The sequence below is a fragment of the Gammaproteobacteria bacterium genome, assembly GCA_016705365.1.
Classification (GTDB): domain Bacteria; phylum Pseudomonadota; class Gammaproteobacteria; order Pseudomonadales; family UBA5518; genus UBA5518.
In genome coordinates this window covers 421,258-443,866 of sequence record JADIYI010000008.1, presented here as the reverse complement: position 1 = coordinate 443,866, position 22,609 = coordinate 421,258, and the positions used below count along the sequence as shown (strand labels likewise).

The window sequence follows — 22,609 nt, the reverse complement described above, 5'->3', positions numbered from 1 at the left end:
GGCGCAGACCCGGCAGAGCGGATCAGAGATTGGCGGCGTCCGCCTGTGCGCCAAGCAGCTCCTCGAGCGTCGGCTCGGCGGGCTCCTCGAAGGAACCGGGACCGATGAGGCCTTCCTCGATTTCACGCAACGCGATCACGGTCGGCTTGTCGGAAGCCTCCTGGACCAGTGGCTCCCTGCCGCCGGTGGCAAGTTGCCGGGCGCGTTTCGCGGCCACGATGACGAGCTCGAAACGGTTCTCGACCTTGTCCAGACATTCCTCGACGGTAATTCGTGCCATGCAGGTACCTTCTGTGCGTGGGATTCGCGACCGTGGATCCGGTCATTGCCGCGAAGCGGCGGGCGCGCAGTCTACCAGACTCGCTCAGGAATCCGGCAAAAGCTCTGTGATCAATTCACGCAATCGCATGGCCTGGGGGGCGAGGCGCAGGCGATCGGCCCGGATGATCGCTTCCAGGTCCGCCAGGGCGTGCTCGAATACATTGTTGACCAGCAGATAATTGGCCTCGTCGTAGTGCGACATCTCCCCCACCGCCTCGCGCATGCGTTGACGGATGGTTTCCTCGCCATCCTGGCGGCGCATTTCGAGGCGCGAGCGCAAGGTCTCCAGTGACGGCGGAAGGATGAATATCGAAAGCGCTTCCGCGATGCTCTCGCGTACCTGGCGCGCCCCTTGCCAATCGATTTCGAGCACCACGTCCACGCCGGTATTCAGGGTCTCCAGGACCCAGCTGCGCGAGGTGCCGTAGAGATTGCCGAACACCGTGGCATGCTCCAGGAAATCATTGTCCGCGAGCATGCTTTCGAAGCGCTCGCGGGTCACGAAATGGTAGTTCACACCATCGATCTCTCCGGGACGCATGGCGCGCGTGGTGTGCGAGACGGATACCAGGAGACGAGGATCGCGGCGCAGCAGTGCGCTGACCAGGCTGGTCTTGCCGGCCCCGGAAGGAGCCGAAACCGTATACAGGCGACCGGGATTGCAGACAGGACCGTTCATTCGATGTTCTGAACCTGTTCGCGCATCTGTTCTATCAGAACCTTCAGCTCGATGGCGGCCTGCGTCGTGGTGGTGGCTATCGATTTCGAGGACAGCGTATTCGCCTCGCGGTTGAATTCCTGCATCAGGAAGTCGAGACGCCGCCCGCAGGCGCCACCCTGACGCAGGCTCCCGCGCGTTTCGCCGACGTGAGCCTCGAGACGGTCGAGCTCTTCCGCGATATCGGCTTTCGCGGCCAGCATCACGATCTCCTGTTCCAGTCGCCCCGGGTCGATACTGATGTTCATTTCGGCGACCCGCTCCGCAAGCCGCTGGCGTTGCGCGGCGATGATCTCCGGCATGGCCTGGCGCAGGCTGGCCACGATGGTCTCGATCTGCGCCAGTCTTTGCTCGAGGAACTCCGCCAGCCGCTGTCCCTCGCGGGCGCGCATTTCCTCCAGTTCGGCAAGCACCCGCCCGAGCAGCGCAATCGCCTCGGTGCTGACTTCCTCCATGTCGGGTGCCGCCTGTGCGACCACTCCAGGCCAGCGCAGCACGTCGAGCGTGTTTGCAGCCGCGAGGCCGTTGCCCAGCTCCGCGACACGGTTGCACGCTTCGTGAAGGCTTCGCACCAGGTTTTCATCCAGCAGCAAGCGGCTGCCGGCCTGCTCCTCGAGATGCAGCCGCAACGAGCAATCGACCTTGCCGCGCGCCAGGCGCTCGCGCAGGCGCTCGCGTGCCGCTGTCTCGACATGACGCAGCGTGTCGGGAAGGCGCAGCTGGGTTTCCAGATAGCGGTGGTTGACCGAACGGACCTCCCAGGCAAGCGAACCCCAGGCCAGGTTCGCTTCACTGCGGGCAAACGCGGTCATGCTGTGAATGGCTGACAATTAAAGACTCCTTCGGCCCGCCCCAATTGTAGCCGTGCGCGCGCAGGAAATCATGACGCGCTCGCATGTGTATAATCGCCGCCTTCGCATTCCCGCCCACCCTGTCTCCGAGCACCGATCATGGAAAGACCCAGCGGCCGCCGTTACGACCAGCTTCGCCCTGTACGCATCACCCGCAACTACACCAGGCACGCGGAAGGCTCGGTGCTGGTGGAGTTCGGGGATACCCGGGTGATCTGTACCGCCAGCGTGGACAAGGGTGTGCCGCGATTCCTGCGCGGCGAGGGAAGCGGCTGGATCACGGCGGAATACGGCATGCTGCCGCGCTCCACGACGACACGCATGGATCGCGAAGCCTCGCGCGGAAAACAGGGTGGAAGAACGGTCGAGATCCAGCGGCTCATCGGACGCTCATTGCGTTCCGCGGTCGATCTGCGCAAGCTCGGCGAAAACACCCTGCTCATCGATTGCGATGTCATCCAGGCCGACGGCGGGACGCGTACCGCGGCGATCACCGGTGCCTGTGTAGCGCTGGCGGACGCGCTGGGAGTGGCGCGCCGGCGTCGCCTGTTCAGCGAGGACCCGCTGCGCTACATGATTGCCGCAGTATCCGTCGGCGTATGGAACGGGCAGGCGGTACTCGATCTCGATTATGCGGAGGATTCCGGCGCCGAGACCGACATGAACGTGATCATGACCGAGCATGGTGATTTCGTCGAAGTGCAGGGCACGGCAGAAGGCAAGCCTTTCCGTGCCGATGAGTTGCAGCAGATGCTCGACATCGCACACAAGGGTACGCAGAACCTGGTACGGGTGCAGAAAATGGCGCTTGCGGCGGAGACTGCCTGAGTCGTCGGCAACCTGTGGTTACAGGCGCTCGAGCTCGATGTCGTAATCCATGATCAGCGGTGCATGCGAGGAAAATTCCTGTCCCTTGTACAGGGCGCCGTACTCGATGATCCCGCGTAATCCACCCGATACCACCTGGTAGTCCACGCGCCAGCCATCGGCGCTCGCACGACCGCCCGGCCACCACGAGAACTCGTCGTCATCTCCGTTGATGGCCCGAAACGCATCCACATAACCCAGCTCTCCGAACAGGGAGTCGAGCCACTGCCGTTCCGCGGCGAGAAATCCGGGGGAGTCCGCATGCGCGGGCGCGCGCTGCACGTCGCGCGCGGCGTGGGCGATATTCCAGTTGCCGCAAAGGATGTACTGCCGGCGCTTCTTGCGAACCTTGTCGAGCTGGCCCTGCAGTTGTTCGAAAAAACGTGATTTCCGCGCCAGGGAACCGGTGTCTTCCGCGCTTGCCTGCGGCCCGAGCAGGCAAGCCACGCTGATATTCTCGAAATCCGCCTGCATGAAGCGACCCTCGCCGTCCGCCTCGCCAAGACCAAGACCGGTCATGATGGCTTTCGGCAGTTTGCGGCAGTAGATCGCGACGCCGTTGCTGTTGCCATCGATGGAATCGAAGAAATAGGAGTAATAGCCGTCGGGGTTGAATACGCGCGAACCCAGCGCGGATTCCGGAGCACGCAGATCCTGCACGCAGATGATGTCGGCGTCCTGCTCCAGCGCCCAGTCGAAAAAGCCTTTTTTTGACGCCTCACGGATACCGTCGGCGCAGAAACTGATCACTCTCATGGGGAGCCCTTCCGGATTGCGCGCGTATCATACATGAGCGGCGCGGTACAGGGAAAATGCGTGATCGACGGCGACAGTCCGGCGGCGCTGGTATACTTGCCGCCTCATTTGCGCAAGGCATCCGGGCACACTGGAACATGGACGCTTATCAAGCCGAGTTCATCGCGCTGGCTCTGGGTCAGCGCGCGCTGCGCTTTGGTGAGTTCACGCTCAAGTCGGGGCGCAGCAGCCCTTATTTTTTCAATGCGGGCGAGTTCAACACCGGTGCCGCGCTGGCGGTGCTCGGTCGCTGCTATGCGCGCGCGATCGGGCGCGCAGGCATTGATTACGACATGTTGTTCGGTCCCGCCTACAAGGGCATACCACTGGCCGTGGCTACCGCGATCACGCTCAATGAAACGAGCGGTCGGGATCTGCCGTGCGCCTTCAACCGCAAGGAGCGCAAGGACCACGGAGAGGGTGGTGTGCTGATGGGCGCACCGCTCGCGGGGCGGGTGCTGATCATCGACGACGTCATCACTGCCGGCACCGCGGTGCGGGAAGTGGTGGAGCTGATTCGCGCGGCGGGCGCGACCGTCGCCGGGGTGGTTCTCGGGCTTGACCGCGGCGAGCGCGGGCGCGGCAAGCAATCGGCGGTTGCGGAACTGGCCGATGAGCTCCAGGCTCCGGTCATCAGCATCGTGTCTCTCGGGGATATCGTGCATTATCTGGAGAGTTCTGCGCAGTACCGCGAGCAGTTGCCTCGCATGCTCGCCTACCGGGAGACCTGGGCGGCCTGAAGTCCGGGCCACTTCACGGGGCAGTTGCTACACTATTGGTGCTTGATGAGTGGTCAGCAGGGGGGTGTGTCTGTGCGTGTTCAACGTCTTGCCTTTGGTGCGTGCGCCTTTGCCGTGGCTGGAATGCTGGTTGCGAGTGGCGTTTCGCATGCCCAGGTGCGCTTCTATCGCTACCAGAATGCCGACGGAGTCACGGTCATCGATGACCGCGTGCCACCGCAGTTTGCGCAAAAGGGCTATGCGATCCTCGACAGCAATGGGCGGGTGGTCGAAGTGGTCCCGCGCGCACTGACCGAGGCCGAACGACGGGAGTCGGACTCCACTGCCGTCAAGGAGCGCTTGCGCGCGGAAGAGGCAGAGCGCCAGAAACGCTACGACATCATGCTGCTCGGGCGCTACAGTTCCGTGGAGGACATCGAAGCGGCGGAATTGCGCAAGGTGAACGAGATCAAGGTGCGGATCAACCTGCTGAATGCCAATATTGCCGGCCTCAAGAAGCAACTCGAGGTGCGCCAGGCGGAAGCGGCCGAAATCGAACGTTCCGGTCAACCGGTTCCGCCTGAGCTGCCTGCCACCATCGAGTCATTGCGTGCGGAAATTGCCGAAAACGATCGCTTGATAGGGCGGCACGAGCAGGAGCGCGAAACCACCGAGACCCGCTTCAGGTACGATATCGATCGTTTCAAGCTGTTGCACCCGCCGCGGGCGCCGGCAGAGCCGGTTGCGGTGGAGGCGGGTCAGGCCGGCGGTTGACGAAAAAACGCGGCGGTCAGGACCTGCCACTGTTCGGGCCAGTATTCGGTCGGAGGACGCCTGAATCCGGAGCGCACGAACTGGCTAATGCGTCCCTCCGCGGTCGATTGCAGCAGGTTTGCCGCCAATGCGATTGGTAGTACCGGGCGCAGCCCGTGCTGCAACTCGCCGTCGCGCAGCATCGATTTGAGCTCCGTTTCGATGCGATCGAACAGTTGCTGTACCCGGCCACGCAGGCGCTCGTTTTCTCCCACCAGGGCATCGCCGGTCAGCAGGCGCGTGATCCCGGGATTGCGCTCGCAGAACGTCAGCAGCAGGCTCAGGGCCTGCTCGCATCGTCCGAGCGCGGAACTTTCTTCCTGTCTGATCCGGCCGATACGGCTGAACAGTGTATCCTCGATGAATTCGATGAGCGCCTCGAACATCTTGGCCTTGCTGGGAAAATGCCGGTAGAGCGCGGCTTCGGAAACCCCTACCTTTGCCGCCAGCGCGGCGGTGGTGATGCGCCCGCCCGGAGTTGCTTCGAGCATCGAGGCAAGCGCCTGCAGGATTTCATCGCGGCGCGAAATCTTCTTGTTCATGTAGACGCAAATTCCCTACGCCGTTGGCAACCGATCCATGCTAACGGTTGGCTCAGGACGCCGCAACGCGGGCACTGCGGCGGTTGCTGATGAGCGTTCCCACACCCTCGTCCGTAAACACCTCGAGCAGTACCGCATGCGGCACCGTGCCGTCGATGATATGCGAGCTGCTCACACCTCCGGCAACCGCATCGAGTGCGCAGCGGATCTTGGGCAGCATGCCGCCGCGGATGACCCCGGCATCGATCAATTCGTTGACGCCATCGCTGTCGAGCCCGGTCAATACCTTGCCATCGGCATCCAGCAGTCCCGCGACATTGGTCAGAAGGATCAGCTTCTCGGCCTGCAGGACTTCGGCGATTTTGCCCGCAACGATATCGGCGTTGATGTTGTAGGACTGACCCGAGGCATCGACACCGATCGGTGCAACCACCGGGATGAAGTCGCTGTTGAGGATCATGTCGAGCACCGCCCGGTTGATGCGCCGGACTTCGCCGACATGACCCATGTCGAGAATTTCCGGGGCGTTCGTCCCGGGCGTCTGGCGCGACACCGACATGCGTGACGCCTCGATCAGATTGCCGTCCTTTCCGGTCACCCCGATGGCATTGCCTCCGTGACGATTGATATTGGAAACGATTTCCTTGTTGACCGTCGCGCCGAGCACCATCTCGACGACATCCATCGTCTGCGTGTCGGTGACGCGCATGCCTTCCACGAAGCGCGATTCGATATTGAGCTTGGAGAGCAGGGATCCGATCTGGGGCCCGCCGCCGTGCACCACGACGGGGTTCATGCCGACCAGCTTCATCAGCACCACGTCGCGTGCAAAGCTGTCTTTGAGTTGCGGATCGACCATCGCATTGCCGCCGTACTTGACGACGATGGTTTTGCCGGTGAATCGCTGGATATAGGGCAAAGCCTCGGTCAGAACGCGGGCGATATTGACGGCAGTGTCACGACTCAGGGACATGATCGGCTTCCTTGGCGCAGCGGAATTTCGGGTGATCGGAAGATTGCCGGGGCCGTCTTCAAAACGGCAGCGCGATGTCCGGCAGCAGACTGCCCAACTCGGCACGGAAGGCGGCCTGTATGCGCCGCATCGCCTCCTCGTCATCCGCTTCGAATCGGCAGATCAGGGCCGCGGAAGTATTCGAGGCGCGCACCAGCCCCCAGCCATCGGGGTATTCCGCGCGTACGCCATCGAGCTTGATCAGGCGCGCATTTTCCAGCGCAAGCGAATCCACTATCCGTTGCTGCAACGCGAACTTGTGCTCTTCGGGCACCTCGATGCGCAGCTCCGGCGTTCCGATCGCGTGGGGCAATTCCGCATTCAGCTCATCCAGCGATTGCCCGCTGGCAGTCAGGATTTCCAGCAGCCGCGCGGCGCTGTAGAGCGCATCGTCGAAGCCGAACCAGCGATCCCTGAAACAGATATGGCCGGTGAACTCGCCCCCGAGAAGCGCCCCGGTCTCCTTCATTTTTTCCTTTATCCACGAATGCCCGCTGCGGCACATGATCGGGCGTCCGCCATTCTGCACGATCACGGCTGTCAGGTTCCGGCTGCATTTCACGTCGAACACGATGTCGGCACCGGGATTTCGCGACAACAGGTCGCGGGCGAAAAGCATCAGCAGACGATCCGCCATCACGATGTTTCCGGAGGCCGTCACGACCCCGAGGCGATCGCCATCGCCATCGAAGGCGATCCCAAGGTCGGCGCCGCGGGCCCTCACTTCGGCAATCAGCTGCTCGAGGTTCTCCGCTACCGAAGGGTCCGGAGGATGATTCGGAAAACGGCCGTCGAGCTCGCAGAAAAGCGGCAGCACTTCACAACCGAGTTCCTGGAACAACTCCACGGCAATGACCGAGGCGGCCCCGTTGCCACAGTCGATCACCAGTTTCAAAGGCGATTCCACCAGCACATCGTCGAGGATCGCCTTGCTGTAGTCGCTGTCTATTTCGGTGACGCGGTAACTGCCCTGACCCTGGTGGTAGCGCTGCCCGGAAATGCGCTGGCGCAGATCCGCTATCCGCTCGCCGCACAGCGTCTCGCCATCGATCATGATCTTGAAGCCGTTGTGATCGGCCGGGTTGTGGCTGCCGGTCACCATGACACCACTCATCGTGTGCAGGTGATGGCAGGCGAAATAGAGCATCGGTGTTGGCACCGTACCCGCATCGATCACATCGATGCCGCAGGCAAGCATTCCCTGAACCAGGTGTTCGCGCAACAGCGGGCTGCTTTCCCGTGCATCTGTTGCGACTACCATCGAGGTCATGCCGCGATCGAGTGCTTCCGATGCGATGGCTTGTCCGATGGCATGGGCAAGAGCCTTGCTGATCTGGCTGGCGCGTCCGCGGATATCGTAATCGCGGAATATCTCCGGAGGGATCTCCAGCGTCGCATCGCTTTCGAAACGAACGGTATCCGGATCCGTTTCCTCCAGTTCCAGGATTTCCAGCGCGTCGATCGAGCTGCGTTCCACCGCCGGTTCTGCAAAGTCCTGGCCGGCGTGCGCGCGGTTTGCGCGGCGCAGCTGCACCAGCGCCTCGCCAAGCGGCGCAAGCACCGGGTAGTGCAGCGAGGGTATTGCGGCAGTGGCGCTGCGCTGGTAAAGGGCAAGGTCTTCCAGGCGCAAGGCGTCTTCGCGCAGCTGCATTCGCAGCTGGCGAAATGCGAATCCTACCAGTCCGATGAGTATGCATGCGCCGCACACGGTGCCCAGCATCAGCGGAAGCCCGGTGATCGAGGCATCGGCGATAAACGCTTGCGATGGCCTGAAACCTGCCTGAACTCCAGCCACCGCGGTTGCGACCCGATAGGTTGCGCTTTCATCCGGGGGAGCAGCATGCTCCTGTTCGAGCGCCGCCAGCTTGCCGTCCGCCGCGACCAGCCAAAGCGAATAATCACCCGAAGCCGATGCCGGCGTGAGGAAATCGCGCAAAACGGTTTGCAGGTCCGCGCGCAACAGCAGCACGCCGGCACGGCCGTTGCCATCGGGTGCCGCAACCGCCGCCGCAGCGCTCAATACCCATTGCCCGTTGGCCGAATTGGCTTCGGCCCTGGTTGGGCTGGCGTTGAACGCGGCACCGACAAGGTTCACCTCGATGTTGTTGTACATTGCGCCCGGGATGAATGCCGGGTCCGCGATGCCGAGCGCGCCGAGAGCGAGCAACTGTGCCGAATGCAGGCCGGGGAAGGCCCGCGGTGGCGCGGTGCCGCCAGCGGCCAGCGCCTGGACCACGCTCGTGCTGGACGCCAGTTCCGCGGTGTGTTCCTGCAACAGGCGTGCGTAACTTTCGAGCGAGAGCGCAAGCTGGGCGGCGTGTGCTTCCGCGCTGCGCCGCAGGGTCCTGCTTTCGAGCGCCCATGCATAGCTGTAAATGGCACTCAGCAGCACCCCTGCGGCAATCAGTGTCGCAGCCATGATGGCGATCATGGTGCCGCGCGGCCCGTCGAGCCGTTCACGAAGTTTCAAGGTGTGATCCTGTGCGTGGCTGCCTGAAACTGCCCGGCGATTTCGGCGATCAGCAAGCGGGCAAGGTGATCCTTGGATTGCCGCGGCAGTACCCGGACACCATCGCGCGAGACCACGCTGACCTCGTTGAAATCACTGCTGAATCCGATGTCATCGCGGGCCACGTCGTTGGCTATCACCAGATCGAGACCCTTGCGCTCGAGCTTGGCGCGCGCATTGGCGAGAAGCTCGGTCGTTTCCGCGGCAAACCCAACCGTAAAAGGTCGCGGTTCACGCGCTGCCACCAGTGCAATGATGTCTTCGTTGCGCACCATGCGAATATCGAGCCGATCGGCGGTTTTCTTTATCTTCTGCGCAGCGCATTGCTCGGGACGGTAATCCGCCACCGCGGCACAGCCGATGAAGATGTCGCAGTCGGCAATACATGCCATGACGCTTTGGTACATGTCGCGGGCGCTCGTCACGTCTATTCGCTTGACCAGTGCCGGAGTCTGCAGGCCTACGGGGCCGGAAACAAGGGTTACCCGCGCGCCAGCCATCGCAGCGGCGGCGGCAATCGCATAACCCATTTTCCCCGAGCTGTGGTTGCTGACAAAGCGCACCGGATCGATCGCCTCGCGCGTGGGTCCTGCGGTGATCAGCACGCGCACGTTCGCAAGGAGCGGCATGGCAAAGCGCGCTGCGGCGGCGAGCACCAGATCGCCCGGTTCGAGCATCCGGCCCGGGCCCGTGTCACCGCAGGCCTGGGCTCCGCTGTCCGGCCCGAGCAGGGTGATTCCGCGTTCGCGCAGCGTGTCACAGTTGTGCCGTGTCGCGCTGTTGCGCCACATCGCCTGGTTCATCGAGGGGGCTGCAAGGATCGGCGCGCTGGTGGCAAGACACAAGGTGGAAAGCAGATCGTCAGCGAGCCCGGCGGCCAGGCGCGCGAGGAAATTCGCACTCGCCGGAGCGATCAGCACCAGATCTGCCCAGCGAGCGAGCTCGATATGGCCCATGGCCGCCTCGGCGGACGGGTCCAGCAGATTCTGGTGCACCGGGTTTCCGGAAAGCGCCTGCATCGTCAGCGGGGTGATGAACTCGCCGGCCGCTGCCGTCATCACCACCCGCACCGTGGCGCCGCTATCGCGCAGGCGACGCACCAGCTCCGCAGCCTTGTAGGCCGCGATGCCACCGCTCACCCCGAGGATGATCTGTTTGTTGCTCAGTTGCGACATGGGAGCGGCTGGTGTCCTGGGATCCGGTTCTGCACGGTCGGCTTCGCCCTGTTCAGCTTGTGGCGGCATTCTAGTATAGTCAGGCGCTGCTCACAGCGCGGACATGGAGGTTCGCGATGACCATCAAGGATTGGCCTGCCACGGAGCGGCCACGGGAACGCTTGCTCGACTGTGGCGCCGGCGCCTTGTCCGATGCCGAACTGCTTGCCATATTGCTGCGGACCGGGCCGAGGGGCAGCACTGCGGTCGACAGGGCGCGCGAGCTGCTGGCACTTTTCGGCGGCTTGCGCCTCCTGCTGGAGGCCGAACCCGGCGCGTTCTGCGCGGCGCGTGGCTCGGGTGTGGCGACCTATGTGCAACTTCAGGCTGCGCTCGAGCTGACGCGTCGCTACCTGCTCTGCCGGATCAGCCGGGGGCGTGCGCTGGGATCGCCGGCCGAGGTTCGCCAGTTCCTGCAGCTCAAGATGCGCTACCTTGCGCACGAAGTGTTTGCTTGCCTGTTTCTGGACAACCAGCACACTGTGATCTGCTACGAAGAGCTTTTTCGCGGCACCATCGACGGTGCCAGCGTATATCCGCGCGAAATCGTCAAGCGCGCGCTGGCACTCAATGCCGCAGCGGTGATCTTTGCCCATAACCACCCCTCGGGTGTCGCGGAGCCCTCGCAGGCCGACCAGAGATTGACCCAGCGTCTGAAAACGGCACTGGGGACGGTGGACATCCGGGTGCTGGATCACTTCGTGGTCGGTGAGGCGGATGCGCTGTCGTTTGCCGAGCGCGGATTGCTGTGAGCGGGAAAATTCCCAACCCGCGCCCGCGCCTTGTAAGGCCTGGGACCATCTGGTATAAAGTCGCGCTCTTTTGGACGGGTGTACCCAGCACGGGTTGCCGTCCGGATCAAGCAGAAATTTGATGAGGCGGTCCCCATGTCCAAGGTTTGTCAGGTAACCGGCAAGCGCCCTGCGGTCGGAAACAATGTTTCCCATGCCAACAACAAGACGAAGCGACGTTTCGAGCCCAATTTGCACAAGCACCGTTTCTGGGTCGAGAACGAAAAGCGCTTCGTGACCTTGCGGGTATCCGCGAAGGGCATGCGCATCATCGACAAGCTCGGTATCGATGGCATACTCGCCGACATCCGGGCGCGCGGCGAACGGGTCTGAAACGGATTGCATGGAGTAAATGAGAAATGCGTGACAAGATCAAACTGGTTTCCAGTGCCGGTACCGGTCATTACTACACCACCGACAAGAACAAGCGCACCACTCCGGACAAGCTCGAGTTCAGGAAATTCGACCCCGTTGTGCGCAAACACGTGATGTACAAGGAACACAAGATCAAGTGAGCGCTGCTCGCGAGATACCAGGAACCCGGCCGCGGCCGGGTTTTTTGTGCCCGCTCGCGGGAATCTCCCGCGCGCCCGCCCCTGAACCCGTGTAGCGCCAATGCCGGAACTTCCGGAAGTCGAAACGACTCGCCGTGGCGTGCTGCCTTTTCTGGTCGGCAGGCGCATCGCTGGGGTGACGGTGCGGGATTCGCGTTTGCGCTGGCCGGTTCCCGCCAACCTCGACGCATTGCTGCGCGACCGACAGGTTCTGGATGTCCGCAGACGAGGGAAATACCTGTTGATCCGTTTCGGACAGGGAACCCTGCTGGTCCACCTCGGCATGTCGGGGAGCCTGCGGGTAGTGGAGCCGGCCGGGAGCGGGCTGCGCAAGCACGATCACCTGGATCTGCATATCGAAGGCGGGCGAATACTCAGATACCACGATCCCCGACGTTTCGGAGCGTTCCTGTGGCTCGAGGGCGATCCGCTGCAGCATTCACTGCTGCGCGATCTCGGTCCCGAGCCGCTCGAGCAGGATTTCGATGGAGACTACCTCCATGCCAGGTCGAGGCGGCGACGGTGTGCGATCAAGCAGTTCCTGATGGATGGCCGGATAGTCGTGGGTGTGGGCAATATCTACGCGAACGAGGCGCTTTATCTTGCGGGGATTCGCCCGCAAAGGCAGGCAGGCAAGGTATCGCTGCTGCGTTACCGGGTGCTGGCCGAGGCAGTGCGCACGGTGTTGGGCAATGCCATCTTGCAGGGCGGCACTACCCTTCGTGACTATGTGAGTGGTACCGGATCGCCGGGATACTTCAGCCTGAGTCTCAAGGTATACGGGCGGGAGGGGGAAGCCTGCCTGCATTGCGGGCAGCCGATCCGGGCGATTCGCAGTGCCCAGCGGGCGACGTTCTATTGTTCGCTGTGCCAGAGCTGAGCAGATGGCGCAAAACCGGGCTATCCTTGGTGCATGCTGCTCGCGACGCCTGCGGGCGGCTTTAACTGGTTTATATGGAGTTGGTTATGAGACATTCCAAGGTTTCCCGCCTGGCGGTCGCCGCGCTGGGTGCCGTGCTGCTCGCGCCGTGGTTTGCGCATGCGCAATCGGTGGAGGAGGATCCGAGCTTCATGGCGATGGGCGGCGACCTGCTGATCGCTCGCCCGGCGCTGCTGGTTACGACGCTTGCGGGCGCCGCGGTGTTCCTGGTGTCGCTGCCGTTCACTGCCGCGGGCGGAAACGTCGAGACCGCGGCACAAACGCTGGTGGGTGGCCCTGCGGAAGCCACGTTTGTGCGTTGCCTGGGTTGCCGCAACAGTCATAACCGGCACGCGGACGCCAACACGCACTGAGTTGCGGCTGGCGATGCGCGGCCTAATCGGGGCCGCGCAGACGTGCGTACTTGTCCAATAATTGCTCCGGGCTCTCCACGTGTTCGGGATCCGGCGGTATGCAATCGACGGGGCATATCAAGCGGCATTGTGGTTCATCGAAATGCCCCACACACTCGGTGCAGCGCAGCGGATCGATTTCGTAGATCAATTCCCCCGCGGAGATTGCCTCGTTGGGGCATGCCGGCTCGCACACATCGCAATTGATGCATTGATCGGTGATCAGCAGCGCCACGGGCCGGATATCGCCTGCTCAGACGCCGTCCGCGAATTTTTCCAGCAGCGCTGTTTTCACGACTGGATGAACGAACTTGCTGATATCGCCCTGCAGCGAGGCAATTTCGCGCACCAGCGATGAGGAAATATAGGAAAGGTGGTCGGAGGGCGTCAGGAAAACCGTTTCGAAGGTCGGGTCCATCGCACGGTTCATGTTTGCCAGCTGGAACTCGTACTCGAAGTCGGACACCGCGCGCAACCCGCGCAGTACGGCGCAAGCCCGGCGATCACGCAGGAATTTCACCACCAGGATGTCGAAACCGATGATTTCAACGTTCCTGGTATGTCCGAGCGCTGCCTCGCACAGCGTTATTCGCTCTTGCAGCGTGAACAATGGCCGTTTGCGATCGCTGCTGGCGATTGCCACCACGACATGGTCGAACAGGCGGCAAGCCCTTTCGACCAGGTCGACGTGTCCGTTGGTAATGGGGTCGAACGTTCCCGGGTAGACGATGGTGCGCATGAAGAAACCTTGCGGAATCCTTTGGGGGGCCGAATGTTAGCCAAATCAGCGGTGCGCTACAAATGCTCCGCGGCGGCCACCGGGTTGACGGACGGGGCAATGAAGAGCCGGTAAGCGACGTTTCCGGCGAACCGTTCGCGGTGCAGCACCCATCCGGGGCCTGGTATCGGGGCTGTCTCGTCGATTGCGCACTCGAGATAGACCCGTGCGCCCGGAGCGAGCAGCGCGCTGCGGTCCAGCAGCTGCAAGCAACGGGTCGCCAGGCTGCTGCTGAAAGGAGGATCCAGGAACACGACGTCATAACCCTGCTCCCGGGTGTTCAGCAACCAGTTACAGGCATCGGCCCTGATCAGGGTGGCCGCTCCGTTCTCGCCGAGGCGTTCGAGGTTGGCGCGGATCTCGCGGATGACGGTGGCCGAACTGTCGATCAGGGTGAGCGCTGCGGCTCCGCGCGACAAGGCCTCGATGCCGAGTGCGCCGCTCCCGCAGAACAGGTCGAGACAACGGCTGCCCGCAATCACTGGCTGCAGCCAGTTGAACAGGGTCTCGCGCACGCGCTCCGGGGTTGGGCGCAAGCCAGGTTCGGCCACGAAGCCGATACGCCGGCCGCGCCATTTCCCCGCGATGATACGCAACTCGCTGCGTGCATCGTTGGTGCCTGTGGGTTTGCTGCGACGCGCCATCGTGCTGCCGGGAAGTATGCGGAAAAGCAGTGCTCAGGATACCGTATAATCGCCGCCCGTTTCCCTGGCCAGCATGCATGCAACGCCGATGAAGATTTTCAGACGAAACAAAGCCGCGGAGCCGCCCGCCGCACCCGCGGAGCCTATTGCGCCGGAGCTCCCTGCGGCAGAGGCCCCTGCGGCGGAGACAGTTACGGCAAAGCCGCGCAGCGGCCTTCTGGCGCGTCTGCGCGCGGGGTTGGGCAAGACCCGCAGTGCGCTTTCCGAGGGCCTGGGCACGCTGTTTCTGGGGCGTAAAACGCTCGACGACGAGCTGCTCGATGAGCTGGAAACGCGGCTGCTGATGGCCGATGTCGGCATGGCAACCGTCAGGGTGATTCTCGACGGACTGGTGCAACGGGTGCGACGTCGCGAACTGAGCGATCCCGAGGCGCTGTTCCGGGCACTCAAGGACCAGATGACGGAAGTGCTGGCACCGGCCTCGGTGCCGTTGCAGATCGCGCAATCCGCCAAACCCTTCGTGATCCTGATGGTCGGTGTGAACGGAGCGGGAAAAACCACGACCATCGGCAAGCTGGCGCGCAGGTTCCAGGCCGAGGGCAAGTCGGTGATGCTGGCGGCGGGCGATACGTTCCGGGCGGCAGCGGTCGAGCAGTTGCAGGTCTGGGGTGAGCGCAATGGAGTGCCGGTGATCGCCCAGCAAACGGGTTCCGACAGTGCCTCGGTGATATTCGATGCCCTGCAGTCGGCCCGCGCAAGGGGTTGCGATGTGCTGATTGCCGATACGGCCGGGCGCTTGCACGTAAAAAGCCATCTGATGGACGAGTTGCGCAAGATCGTCAGGGTCATGCAGAAAATTGATCCCGAGGCGCCGCACGAGGTGATGCTCGTTCTGGATGCCGGTACCGGGCAGAACGGCCTGCCCCAGGCGCGCAGTTTCCGTGAAGCCGTCGGGGTGAGCGGCATCGTGCTCACCAAACTCGATGGCACCGCAAAGGGCGGGATCGTGTTTTCGGTGGCCCGTGAACTGGGTCTGCCGATCCGGTTCATCGGTATTGGCGAGGCGCTGGACGATCTGCGTCCGTTCGAAGCCGGCGAGTTCGTTGCGGCCCTGTTCGATGCCCCTGAGCATTGAGGCACCCGACCAACCGCCAGGCACATAACGGAACTTCCGTGCGTTTGGCACTCTAATGCGCTGAGTGCTAAAATGCGCCTTGAATTATGGAGACTCCGAAATGAATCAGCATCTGCAGCCGATGGCGTTATTGACGCCCGGCGGTAACATCAGCGCCTATATACAGGCCGTCAATGCCTTTCCGGTGCTTAGCGCCAAGCGCGAGCATGATCTTGCTACCGAGCTGTACTACCGTGATGACATCAACTCTGCACGGGAGTTAGTGCTCGCTCACTTGCGCTTCGTGGTCCATATCGCGCGCTCCTATTCGGGCTATGGCCTGCCCCTGTCCGACCTGGTGCAGGAAGGCAATGTCGGGCTCATGAAGGCGGTGCGGCGCTTCAACCCGGAAAAAGGCGTGCGTCTGGTGTCTTTTGCAGTGCATTGGATCAAGGCGGAGATGCACGAGTTCATCCTGCGCAACTGGCGGATCGTGAAAGTCGCCACGACCAAGGCGCAACGCAAGCTGTTCTTCAATCTGCGCAGTTCGAAGAAAAGCCTCGGCTGGCTCAGCAACGAGGAAGCTGACGCGATGGCCCGTGACCTTGGTGTCGATGTGGCCGAAGTGCGCCGCATGGAAGGGCGGCTGAGCGCAGCGGATGTCGCATTCGACGGACATGCCGACGATGACGATTCCGCGCCGTTTGCACCTGCCCACTACCTGGAGGATCGCGGCGCGGATCCGGCACGTGATCTCGAGGACAGCGACTGGGAGGCGGCCAGTCACGGGCTGCTCGAGCGGGCGATCGATGGCCTCGATGAGCGTAGCCAGGTGATCATGCAGCGGCGCTGGCTGGATGAGGACAAGGCGACGCTGCATGAGTTGGCGGCACAATTCGGCGTATCTGCCGAACGCATCCGGCAACTCGAGCAGGCGGCCCTCGGCAAGCTCCGCACCGCGATGCAGGCCTGAACGCCTGGTTTGCGCCGGACCGACGGGTGTTGCGTCGCTGATGAGCCTGTCCGCGGCACGCACCATCTTTGCGCTGGGCGCGGCCGGTGCCTTGACCGCGGTGATCGCGGGTGCCTTCGGTGCTCATGGGTTGCGCCACCGGCTCGACGCCGACCTGCTGGCGGTATTTCTTACCGGCGCGCAGTACCAGATGTACCATTCGCTTGCGTTGCTGGCCGTGGGTGCGGCCCAGGCCAGTGACTTGCGCTCACGCTGGTTCGGACGTGCCGCGCTCAGCTTCGTCGCCGGCATGATCCTGTTCAGTGGCAGTCTTTATTTGCTCGCGTTTACCGGGATGCGGCAGCTGGGTGCAATCACCCCGATTGGCGGGGTGTTGTTCCTGCTCGGCTGGATTCTGCTAATGGTCGGGGCGTGGCGTGAGCGGGATTGACCCGGCCTGCGCATTACCCCGGCCATCGGTGCGCAGCTTCGTCAGGCGCCAGGGCCGTTTCACTGCGGCCCAGCGTCGCGCTTTCGCCGAGCTGTGGTCCGGTCGCGGCCTGGAGCTGGGCCCGGAGCCACTGGATCTGCGCGCGCAGTTTCCGGGTTGCGAATCCTTTGTGGTGGAAATCGGCTTCGGCATGGGGCACGCACTGGTCGAACTCGCGGAGCGATCTCCGGGCACCGGCTTCGTCGGAATCGAGGTGCATCGCCCGGGGGTAGGGAAGCTGCTGGCGATGGCACAGGAACGGCAACTGCAGAACCTGCGGGTGTATTGTGACGATGCGGTCGAGGTGCTGAACCGCGGATTTGCCGATGCCTCGCTCGATACGGTATTGCTGCTGTTTCCCGATCCGTGGCACAAGGTGCGCCACCACAAGCGGCGCCTGGTGCAGCCACTTTTCGTCGAGCTGGTGCGGCGCAAGCTGCGCAGCGGCGGCACCCTGCACCTGGCGACCGATTGGGAAGATTACGCGCGCCAGATGCTCGAGGTAATGAGCGCAGCCCCCGGGTGGCGTAACCGGGCGGGTGAAGGCAGCTTTGCGCAACGCCCCGCCTCGCGTCCCATAACCCGGTTCGAGCGCCGCGGTCTGCGGCTCGGGCACGGGGTATGGGACCTGCTGTTCGAAAAGATCGCCAATAGCCGAGTTGCCATCGGTCCAGGCCCGGCAGCGTTCTAGGAAAAGCGTTCCAGCACCACATTGAGGAAGCGGAATCCGGTTTCCGTGGTGGCGATGCGCCCGGGTTCGCTGCTCATCAGCCCCTGTGCGCGCAATGTGTCGAGCTGGCTGGCAATCGTCGCGACCGCGATTCCGGTGCGAGCCTCGAAGTCCTCGAACGAGCAACCCTCGCGCAACCGCAGTACGTTCATCATGAACTCCAGCGCAAGTTCCCCGGGGGCCACCCGGACACGCGTGCGAGAGCTGCCGACCTGCGCTTCGAGATAATCACGCGGCGAGCGCGTTTTGCGGGTTCGCAGAATCTCGCCGGCACGCACCCGGCTAAGCTTGCCATGCGCGCCTGCACCGATGCCGATGTAGTCGCCGAAACTCCAGTAGTTGAGGTTGTGACGGCACTGCGCGCCGGGGCGGGCCCAGGCCGACACCTCGTATTGGGTGTAACCGTGGCGCATCAGAAGCTCCTCCCCGCGATCCTGGATTTCGGCCAGCAGGTCGTCGACCGGCAACAGCGGTGGCCTGCCGTGAAACGCGGTATTCGGTTCGATCGTAAGCTGGTACCACGAGATATGCGGGACATTCCCGGTCACTGCCTGCTCCAGATCCCGCATTGCCATCGCAACGTCCTGGCCGGGCAGGCCGTGCATCAGGTCGAGATTGATGTTCGTGAACCCGGCGGCTTTTGCTGCCGCGATCGCCGAGCGGGCATCGGCGGCGTCATGGATGCGCCCAAGCGCGCGCAGGCTCTGGTCACAAAAACTCTGCACACCGAGCGACAGGCGGTTTACGCCGGCTGCGTGCAACGCGCTGAACCTGTCGCGTTCGGCACTGCCGGGGTTGGCCTCGAGCGTGATCTCCACGTCCGGCGCGAAATCGATCGTCGCGGCGATACCCCGCAATGTGCGTGCGAGGACGGGTGCGGGGAACAGGCTCGGCGTTCCGCCGCCGAAGAACAGGGAGCCAAGCGCGCGGCCTTCGACCAGGTCGCAGTCTGCCCGCAGATCCGCCAGCAGGCATTCGGCATAGGCCGCAAACGGCGGCTCCGATTCGGCCTGGTAGGAATTGAAATCACAGTAGGGACACTTGCGCTCGCACCAGGGTAGATGGATGTACAGCGCCAGCGGCGGGAGCTTCAGCATGCGATACCGAGTGCCGGCAACAATTGCGCGAGCGCGAGCGCACGATGGCTGATGCGGTTTTTCAGCCCCGCGGGCAGTTCGGCCGCGGAACAACCGTGCTCGGGTACCAGGAACAGCGGGTCATAGCCGAATCCCCGCTCGCCGGCAGGGCTCCTCAGGATCTTTCCTTCCCAGGTGCCGCAACAGATCAGCGGCACCGGGTCTTCGGCATGACGCAGCAGGACGATCACGCAATGAAACCGGGCGTTGCGCCGTTCATCGGCAACGCCGGCCAGCGCCTCGAGCAATTTGCGGTTGTTCTGGGCATCGCTCGCCTGCGGACCGGCAAAACGCGCGGAATGGATCCCCGGGCGGCCGTTCAGCGCGTCCACCTCGAGCCCCGAATCGTCGGCCAGTGCCGGCAGTCCGCTGTGTCGACTGGCATGGCGCGCCTTGAGAATCGCGTTCTCGACGAAACTCAGGCCGGTTTCGTCGGCGCCCACGATAGCGAACTCGGCTTGCGAGCGCAGGCGGAGCCCGCTCGCACCGATCAACGCCCGCAATTCGAGCAGCTTTTTCTCGTTGCCGGTCGCGATGACCAGCTCTTCGGGATGCAGCGCGTTCATCAGTCGGCGTAAAGCGTCTGGTTGAACTGCAGCGACAGCGCACCCGGCTGGCCCTCGGGACGGATCGCCAGGTCGAGGTAAATGGCCTCGCCACTGATGAACGCAAAATCGGCCAGGTAATAAACGGCCTGTTCCTCGCGGATTTCGCGGAATTCGAGCGCATTGTTGTAGATGAGATCGCCGCGCTTGCCGCTGACCGCGGCGCTCACCGCGATGCCGGCAGGACTGTCGCTGCCGCGACGCACGGCGATGGTGAGGACCGCGCGATCACGGGCGCGCACGATCGAGTATGCGCTGGCGATCGAGGGTTGCAGAAAGCTGCTCTGGAACAGGCTGTAATGGACTTCGTAGGCGCCGAACCGGCGCACTTCGGCGTGAGCGGCACAGCCCAGTGAAAGCAGTATCAAGCCGATCCAGAACTGCTTCATCGCGTCGCCCGCCTTCGCATGTCGAGATTCATTTGGTCACCCGGTAGATGGCGGTCATGCCGAACAGGTTTGGCAGCAATCGCGCAAGCATGGTGCTGCGGCTGGCCTCGTTGACCACCACCCGGTTGATGATGTGGATTTTTTTCAGACGGCACAACGCCTCGAAATCGAACACGGTACAAAAATGGATATTCGGCGTGTCATACCACGTGTATGGCAGGAATCGTGATACCGGCATCCTGCCCATCAGGGCGAGATGCAGGCGGCAGCGCCAGTTGCCGAAATTGGGAAAGGTGATGACACATTCCTTGCCGACACGCAGCATTTCGTCGAGCACCAGGTCCGGGAAGCGCACGGCCTGCAGGGTCTGGGTCATGACCACGGTATCAAAGGAATTGGTGCGGAAATTTCCCAGCCCGCGATCGAGATCCTGCTCGATGACGTTGACCCCCCTGTCGATACAGGTCGCGATATTTTGCGGATCGATCTCCAGACCGTAGCCCTCGATCTGCTTGTCGCGCATCAATTCGTGGAGCAGGTCGCCGCCGCCACAGCCGAGATCGAGTACCCGCGCGCGCGGCGCGATCCACTCGCGGATGACGTCCAGGTCAACGCGCATCGCAACCTTCCCGCGATTCCAGACCGGCAGCGACGCGTTTCAGGTAGCTGCGCAGTGCGTCGTGATAGCGTTGTATCGGCAACAGAAACGCGTCGTGGCCTTCGTTGGCCTCTATTTCCAGGTAGCTTGCATCGCGTCGGGCAGCGATCAGCGCATCGACGATCTCGCGCGAGCGTCCCGGCGAGAAGCGCCAGTCGCTCGAAAAAGACATCACCAAAAAGCGGCTGCGGGCACATCGGAACGCGGCGATCGGATCGTCACCGAATTCGCGCGCGAGATCGAACTGATCGAGCGCGTGCGTCATCAACAGATAGGTATTGGCGTCGAAGCGATCGGCAAAGGTATCGCCCTGGTAGCGCAGATAGCTCTGGACCTGGAATTCAGACTCGTTCAGGGGGTGCGGATCGCCGGCATCCTGCAGCCGCTCGCGGCCGAAGCGGTCGCCCATCAGTTCGTCCGAGAGATAGGTCACATGTCCGATCATGCGGGCAATGGCGAGTCCCTGGCGCGGGACGGTTCCGTGATCGAGAAACCATCCGCCATGGAAGCCAGGGTCCGCGGTGATGGCTTTTCGCGCTATCTCGTTGAAGGCGAGATTTTGCGCGGAAAGCTTCAGCGCCGCGGCGATCACGATGCAGTGGGCGATGCGATCCGGATGATCGACGGCCCAGCGCATGGCCTGCATTCCGCCAAGGCTGCCGCCGATGACTGCCGCCCAGCGTCCGATACCCAGGTGTTCGGCAAGCCGCAGCTGGGTGCTCACCCAGTCGCGTACCCTTACCGCAGGGAAGTCGGGGCCCCATATTCTGCCAGTGGCAGGGTTGATGCTGCAGGGCCCGGTGCTGCCGCCGCAGCCGCCGATATTGTTGAGGCTGACGACGAAGAAACGCGTGGTATCGATCGGTTTGCCCGGACCGATGCAGTTGTCCCACCAGCCGGGTTTGCGATCCCCGGCGGTGTGGCGCCCCGCGGCATGATGATCGCCGCTCAGCGCATGGCACACCAGCACGGCATTGGAACCCTGCGCATTCAGCGTGCCGTAGGTTTCATAGACGATGTCATAGCCGGGCAATACGCGGCCGCAGGCCAGCACCAGCGCTTCATCGAAATGCTGCTGCTGCGGGCAGACGATGCCAACGCTGTCAGCGGCGCCAGGCGGTGTGCTCACGTCGCAACCCCTGGGTCCGACGGGTGGTGATGCGCTCCGTCGCGGGTGGCTGCAAGCCAAGCCGGCAGGTGTACGGGGCCGAGGATATGCACCGCCTTGTAACGATGGCAATGGCCGCTGCCAATCGTAACCGCGCCGGGCGCCACACCGAACTCGTCGGCCAGCAGGCGACGCAGGCGCTGGTTGGCCACGCCATCGGCGGGAACCGCCCGGATCCTGATGCGCAGACGGCCGGCGTGTTCGCCGACGATCTCGTCGCGGGCCGCGCGCGCCTGTATCTGGCAGCGCAGGACCAGGATATCTCCCTGCCAATTCCAGAATTGCATGGTTGTCATCACAACCCCAGCACGATCCCGCCCGGCATGCCCAGCCATGCGGCGAGCCCGCGCAACACGATCTCGAGCACGTTGATGGCGACAAAAGCCAGGATCGGCGACAGGTCGAGCCCGCCCATCGGCGGCAGCAGACGGCGCAACGGTGCCATCGCGGGCTCCGTGAGCTGGTGCAACAGCGCGAGTGCGGGGTGGTGGCTGTGAGGTGCGATCCAGCTGAAGATGATCATCGCGAGGATTGCGAAAAAATATACCTTGACCACCAGCGACAGGATCCCGACCGCGCTCCACACGATGACGATCAGCGGATTCGGCGTGCCGAAAGGCACGCCGAGCAAGCCCAGCACGATAATCGTCGCCAGGAATTGCAGCATCAACGCCAGCAGTACGGTGGCTGAATCAAGGCGCCCTATCGACGGTATCACCCGGCGCAAGGGCAACACCAGGGGGTTGCTCAGCTTCACCACGAACTGCGAGATCGGATTGTAGAAATCGGCGCGCGCCAGCTGCAGCAAAAGGCGCAGCAACACGGCGAAAATATAGATGCCGAAGACAGTCTGGGTCAGGTATCGCAGGACTTCCGCAAATGTAGCCATGGATGATGATTTCCCTGT

At 63.0% G+C, this 22,609-nt stretch carries 30 protein-coding genes; 12 read left to right on the top strand and 18 right to left on the bottom strand.

The annotated features are described in order from the left end of the window. Positions 1-22 precede the first annotated feature (22 nt). From rpoZ to IPF49_09570, 3 genes are all read right to left on the bottom strand, one after another. On the bottom strand, positions 23-280 hold the full coding sequence (rpoZ, locus tag IPF49_09580) for a DNA-directed RNA polymerase subunit omega (protein ID MBK6287862.1): 258 nt from the start codon (positions 278-280) through the stop codon (positions 23-25). An 84-nt stretch (positions 281-364) separates the two neighbouring features. Further along, the gene (gmk, locus tag IPF49_09575; protein MBK6287861.1) at positions 365-1,000 is read right to left on the bottom strand and encodes a guanylate kinase; all 636 of its coding nucleotides are present in this window, start codon (positions 998-1,000) and stop codon (positions 365-367) included. Next, entirely contained in the window at positions 997-1,851 is an 855-nt protein-coding gene (locus IPF49_09570) for a YicC family protein (protein MBK6287860.1), read from the bottom strand. The genes gmk and IPF49_09570 overlap by 4 nt, the downstream gene beginning before the upstream one ends. A 138-nt stretch (positions 1,852-1,989) precedes the next feature. Between IPF49_09570 and rph the strand changes: the two genes are divergently transcribed. Beyond that, positions 1,990-2,718: a ribonuclease PH gene (gene rph, locus IPF49_09565; protein MBK6287859.1), complete on the top strand. Its 729-nt coding sequence runs from the start codon at positions 1,990-1,992 to the stop codon at positions 2,716-2,718. A gap of 18 nt (positions 2,719-2,736) precedes the next feature. On the opposite strand, the gene IPF49_09560 is transcribed toward rph, so the two are convergent. Then, a complete protein-coding gene (locus IPF49_09560) occupies positions 2,737-3,513 on the bottom strand; it encodes an endonuclease/exonuclease/phosphatase family protein (protein ID MBK6287858.1) in 777 nt (258 codons plus the stop codon). Positions 3,514-3,650: 137 nt separating this feature from the next. Between IPF49_09560 and pyrE the strand changes: the two genes are divergently transcribed. Together pyrE and IPF49_09550 are read left to right on the top strand one after the other, a co-directional pair. Beyond that, on the top strand, positions 3,651-4,292 hold the full coding sequence (gene pyrE / locus IPF49_09555) for an orotate phosphoribosyltransferase (protein ID MBK6287857.1): 642 nt from the start codon (positions 3,651-3,653) through the stop codon (positions 4,290-4,292). A 66-nt stretch (positions 4,293-4,358) separates the two neighbouring features. Further along, positions 4,359-5,045, top strand: coding sequence for a hypothetical protein (locus tag IPF49_09550; GenBank protein ID MBK6287856.1), 687 nt, complete (start codon positions 4,359-4,361; stop codon positions 5,043-5,045). On the opposite strand, the gene slmA is transcribed toward IPF49_09550, so the two are convergent. The 4 genes from slmA to coaBC are packed head-to-tail and all read right to left on the bottom strand — an operon-like array spanning position 5,030 to position 10,322. Further along, complete coding sequence (slmA, locus tag IPF49_09545) at positions 5,030-5,626, bottom strand: nucleoid occlusion factor SlmA (GenBank protein ID MBK6287855.1); 597 nt, start codon at positions 5,624-5,626, stop codon at positions 5,030-5,032. The genes IPF49_09550 and slmA overlap by 16 nt on opposite strands. 52 nt (positions 5,627-5,678) lie before the next feature. Beyond that, positions 5,679-6,599: an acetylglutamate kinase gene (gene argB, locus IPF49_09540; GenBank protein MBK6287854.1), complete on the bottom strand. Its 921-nt coding sequence runs from the start codon at positions 6,597-6,599 to the stop codon at positions 5,679-5,681. Between the two features lie 58 nt (positions 6,600-6,657). Next, complete coding sequence (locus IPF49_09535; protein ID MBK6287853.1) at positions 6,658-9,108, bottom strand: phosphomannomutase/phosphoglucomutase; 2,451 nt, start codon at positions 9,106-9,108, stop codon at positions 6,658-6,660. Then, a complete protein-coding gene (coaBC, locus tag IPF49_09530) occupies positions 9,105-10,322 on the bottom strand; it encodes a bifunctional phosphopantothenoylcysteine decarboxylase/phosphopantothenate--cysteine ligase CoaBC (protein ID MBK6287852.1) in 1,218 nt (405 codons plus the stop codon). Before coaBC ends, IPF49_09535 begins: the two co-directional genes overlap by 4 nt. Before the next feature lie 116 nt (positions 10,323-10,438). On the opposite strand from coaBC, the gene radC reads away from it, so the two are divergent. The 5 genes from radC (at position 10,439) to IPF49_09505 (ending at position 12,999) form a co-directional block, all read left to right on the top strand. Then, a complete protein-coding gene (gene radC / locus IPF49_09525; GenBank protein ID MBK6287851.1) occupies positions 10,439-11,113 on the top strand; it encodes a DNA repair protein RadC in 675 nt (224 codons plus the stop codon). A gap of 135 nt (positions 11,114-11,248) precedes the next feature. Continuing rightward, the gene (gene rpmB / locus IPF49_09520; GenBank protein MBK6287850.1) at positions 11,249-11,485 is read left to right on the top strand and encodes a 50S ribosomal protein L28; all 237 of its coding nucleotides are present in this window, start codon (positions 11,249-11,251) and stop codon (positions 11,483-11,485) included. Positions 11,486-11,511: 26 nt separating this feature from the next. Beyond that, on the top strand, positions 11,512-11,667 hold the full coding sequence (gene rpmG / locus IPF49_09515; GenBank protein MBK6287849.1) for a 50S ribosomal protein L33: 156 nt from the start codon (positions 11,512-11,514) through the stop codon (positions 11,665-11,667). Between the two features lie 100 nt (positions 11,668-11,767). Continuing rightward, a complete protein-coding gene (gene mutM / locus IPF49_09510; GenBank protein MBK6287848.1) occupies positions 11,768-12,586 on the top strand; it encodes a bifunctional DNA-formamidopyrimidine glycosylase/DNA-(apurinic or apyrimidinic site) lyase in 819 nt (272 codons plus the stop codon). 86 nt (positions 12,587-12,672) lie between these two features. Further along, complete coding sequence (locus tag IPF49_09505) at positions 12,673-12,999, top strand: hypothetical protein (GenBank protein ID MBK6287847.1); 327 nt, start codon at positions 12,673-12,675, stop codon at positions 12,997-12,999. Positions 13,000-13,021: 22 nt separating this feature from the next. On the opposite strand, the gene IPF49_09500 is transcribed toward IPF49_09505, so the two are convergent. The 3 genes from IPF49_09500 to rsmD are packed head-to-tail and all read right to left on the bottom strand — an operon-like array spanning position 13,022 to position 14,460. After that, a complete protein-coding gene (locus tag IPF49_09500) occupies positions 13,022-13,273 on the bottom strand; it encodes a YfhL family 4Fe-4S dicluster ferredoxin (GenBank protein MBK6287846.1) in 252 nt (83 codons plus the stop codon). Positions 13,274-13,291: 18 nt separating this feature from the next. Beyond that, entirely contained in the window at positions 13,292-13,777 is a 486-nt protein-coding gene (gene coaD / locus IPF49_09495; protein ID MBK6287845.1) for a pantetheine-phosphate adenylyltransferase, read from the bottom strand. A 56-nt stretch (positions 13,778-13,833) separates the two neighbouring features. Further along, positions 13,834-14,460, bottom strand: a complete 627-nt coding sequence (gene rsmD, locus IPF49_09490; GenBank protein ID MBK6287844.1) for a 16S rRNA (guanine(966)-N(2))-methyltransferase RsmD — start codon at positions 14,458-14,460, stop codon at positions 13,834-13,836. A gap of 88 nt (positions 14,461-14,548) precedes the next feature. Here rsmD and ftsY point away from each other — a divergent pair, with 88 nt between their 5' ends. The 4 genes from ftsY to trmB all read left to right on the top strand — a co-directional run bounded on the left by ftsY (position 14,549) and on the right by trmB (position 17,707). Further along, positions 14,549-15,595, top strand: coding sequence for a signal recognition particle-docking protein FtsY (gene ftsY / locus IPF49_09485; protein MBK6287843.1), 1,047 nt, complete (start codon positions 14,549-14,551; stop codon positions 15,593-15,595). 100 nt (positions 15,596-15,695) lie between these two features. Next, complete coding sequence (gene rpoH / locus IPF49_09480; GenBank protein ID MBK6287842.1) at positions 15,696-16,547, top strand: RNA polymerase sigma factor RpoH; 852 nt, start codon at positions 15,696-15,698, stop codon at positions 16,545-16,547. A 40-nt stretch (positions 16,548-16,587) separates the two neighbouring features. After that, the gene (locus IPF49_09475) at positions 16,588-16,977 is read left to right on the top strand and encodes a DUF423 domain-containing protein (protein ID MBK6287841.1); all 390 of its coding nucleotides are present in this window, start codon (positions 16,588-16,590) and stop codon (positions 16,975-16,977) included. Next, positions 16,973-17,707 (top strand): tRNA (guanosine(46)-N7)-methyltransferase TrmB, encoded by a 735-nt coding sequence (trmB, locus tag IPF49_09470; GenBank protein MBK6287840.1) that lies wholly within the window; start codon positions 16,973-16,975, stop codon positions 17,705-17,707. Before IPF49_09475 ends, trmB begins: the two co-directional genes overlap by 5 nt. Here the strand turns inward: trmB and hemW are convergent. From hemW to IPF49_09435, 7 genes are read right to left on the bottom strand one after another with little or no spacing between them, the layout of a single operon-like run. Beyond that, a complete protein-coding gene (gene hemW, locus IPF49_09465) occupies positions 17,704-18,840 on the bottom strand; it encodes a radical SAM family heme chaperone HemW (GenBank protein MBK6287839.1) in 1,137 nt (378 codons plus the stop codon). The two genes, trmB and hemW, sit on opposite strands and share 4 nt — an antisense overlap. Further along, entirely contained in the window at positions 18,837-19,448 is a 612-nt protein-coding gene (gene rdgB / locus IPF49_09460; GenBank protein ID MBK6287838.1) for an RdgB/HAM1 family non-canonical purine NTP pyrophosphatase, read from the bottom strand. The genes hemW and rdgB overlap by 4 nt, the downstream gene beginning before the upstream one ends. Further along, the gene (locus IPF49_09455; GenBank protein ID MBK6287837.1) at positions 19,448-19,876 is read right to left on the bottom strand and encodes a DUF4426 domain-containing protein; all 429 of its coding nucleotides are present in this window, start codon (positions 19,874-19,876) and stop codon (positions 19,448-19,450) included. The genes rdgB and IPF49_09455 overlap by 1 nt, the downstream gene beginning before the upstream one ends. A gap of 28 nt (positions 19,877-19,904) precedes the next feature. Then, on the bottom strand, positions 19,905-20,495 hold the full coding sequence (gene metW / locus IPF49_09450) for a methionine biosynthesis protein MetW (protein MBK6287836.1): 591 nt from the start codon (positions 20,493-20,495) through the stop codon (positions 19,905-19,907). Continuing rightward, positions 20,485-21,663, bottom strand: coding sequence for a homoserine O-acetyltransferase (locus IPF49_09445; protein ID MBK6287835.1), 1,179 nt, complete (start codon positions 21,661-21,663; stop codon positions 20,485-20,487). Before IPF49_09445 ends, metW begins: the two co-directional genes overlap by 11 nt. Continuing rightward, complete coding sequence (locus IPF49_09440; GenBank protein ID MBK6287834.1) at positions 21,660-21,998, bottom strand: DUF167 domain-containing protein; 339 nt, start codon at positions 21,996-21,998, stop codon at positions 21,660-21,662. The genes IPF49_09445 and IPF49_09440 overlap by 4 nt, the downstream gene beginning before the upstream one ends. After that, positions 21,998-22,591 (bottom strand): YggT family protein, encoded by a 594-nt coding sequence (locus tag IPF49_09435; GenBank protein ID MBK6287833.1) that lies wholly within the window; start codon positions 22,589-22,591, stop codon positions 21,998-22,000. Before IPF49_09435 ends, IPF49_09440 begins: the two co-directional genes overlap by 1 nt. Between the last annotated feature and the right edge of the window lie 18 nt (positions 22,592-22,609).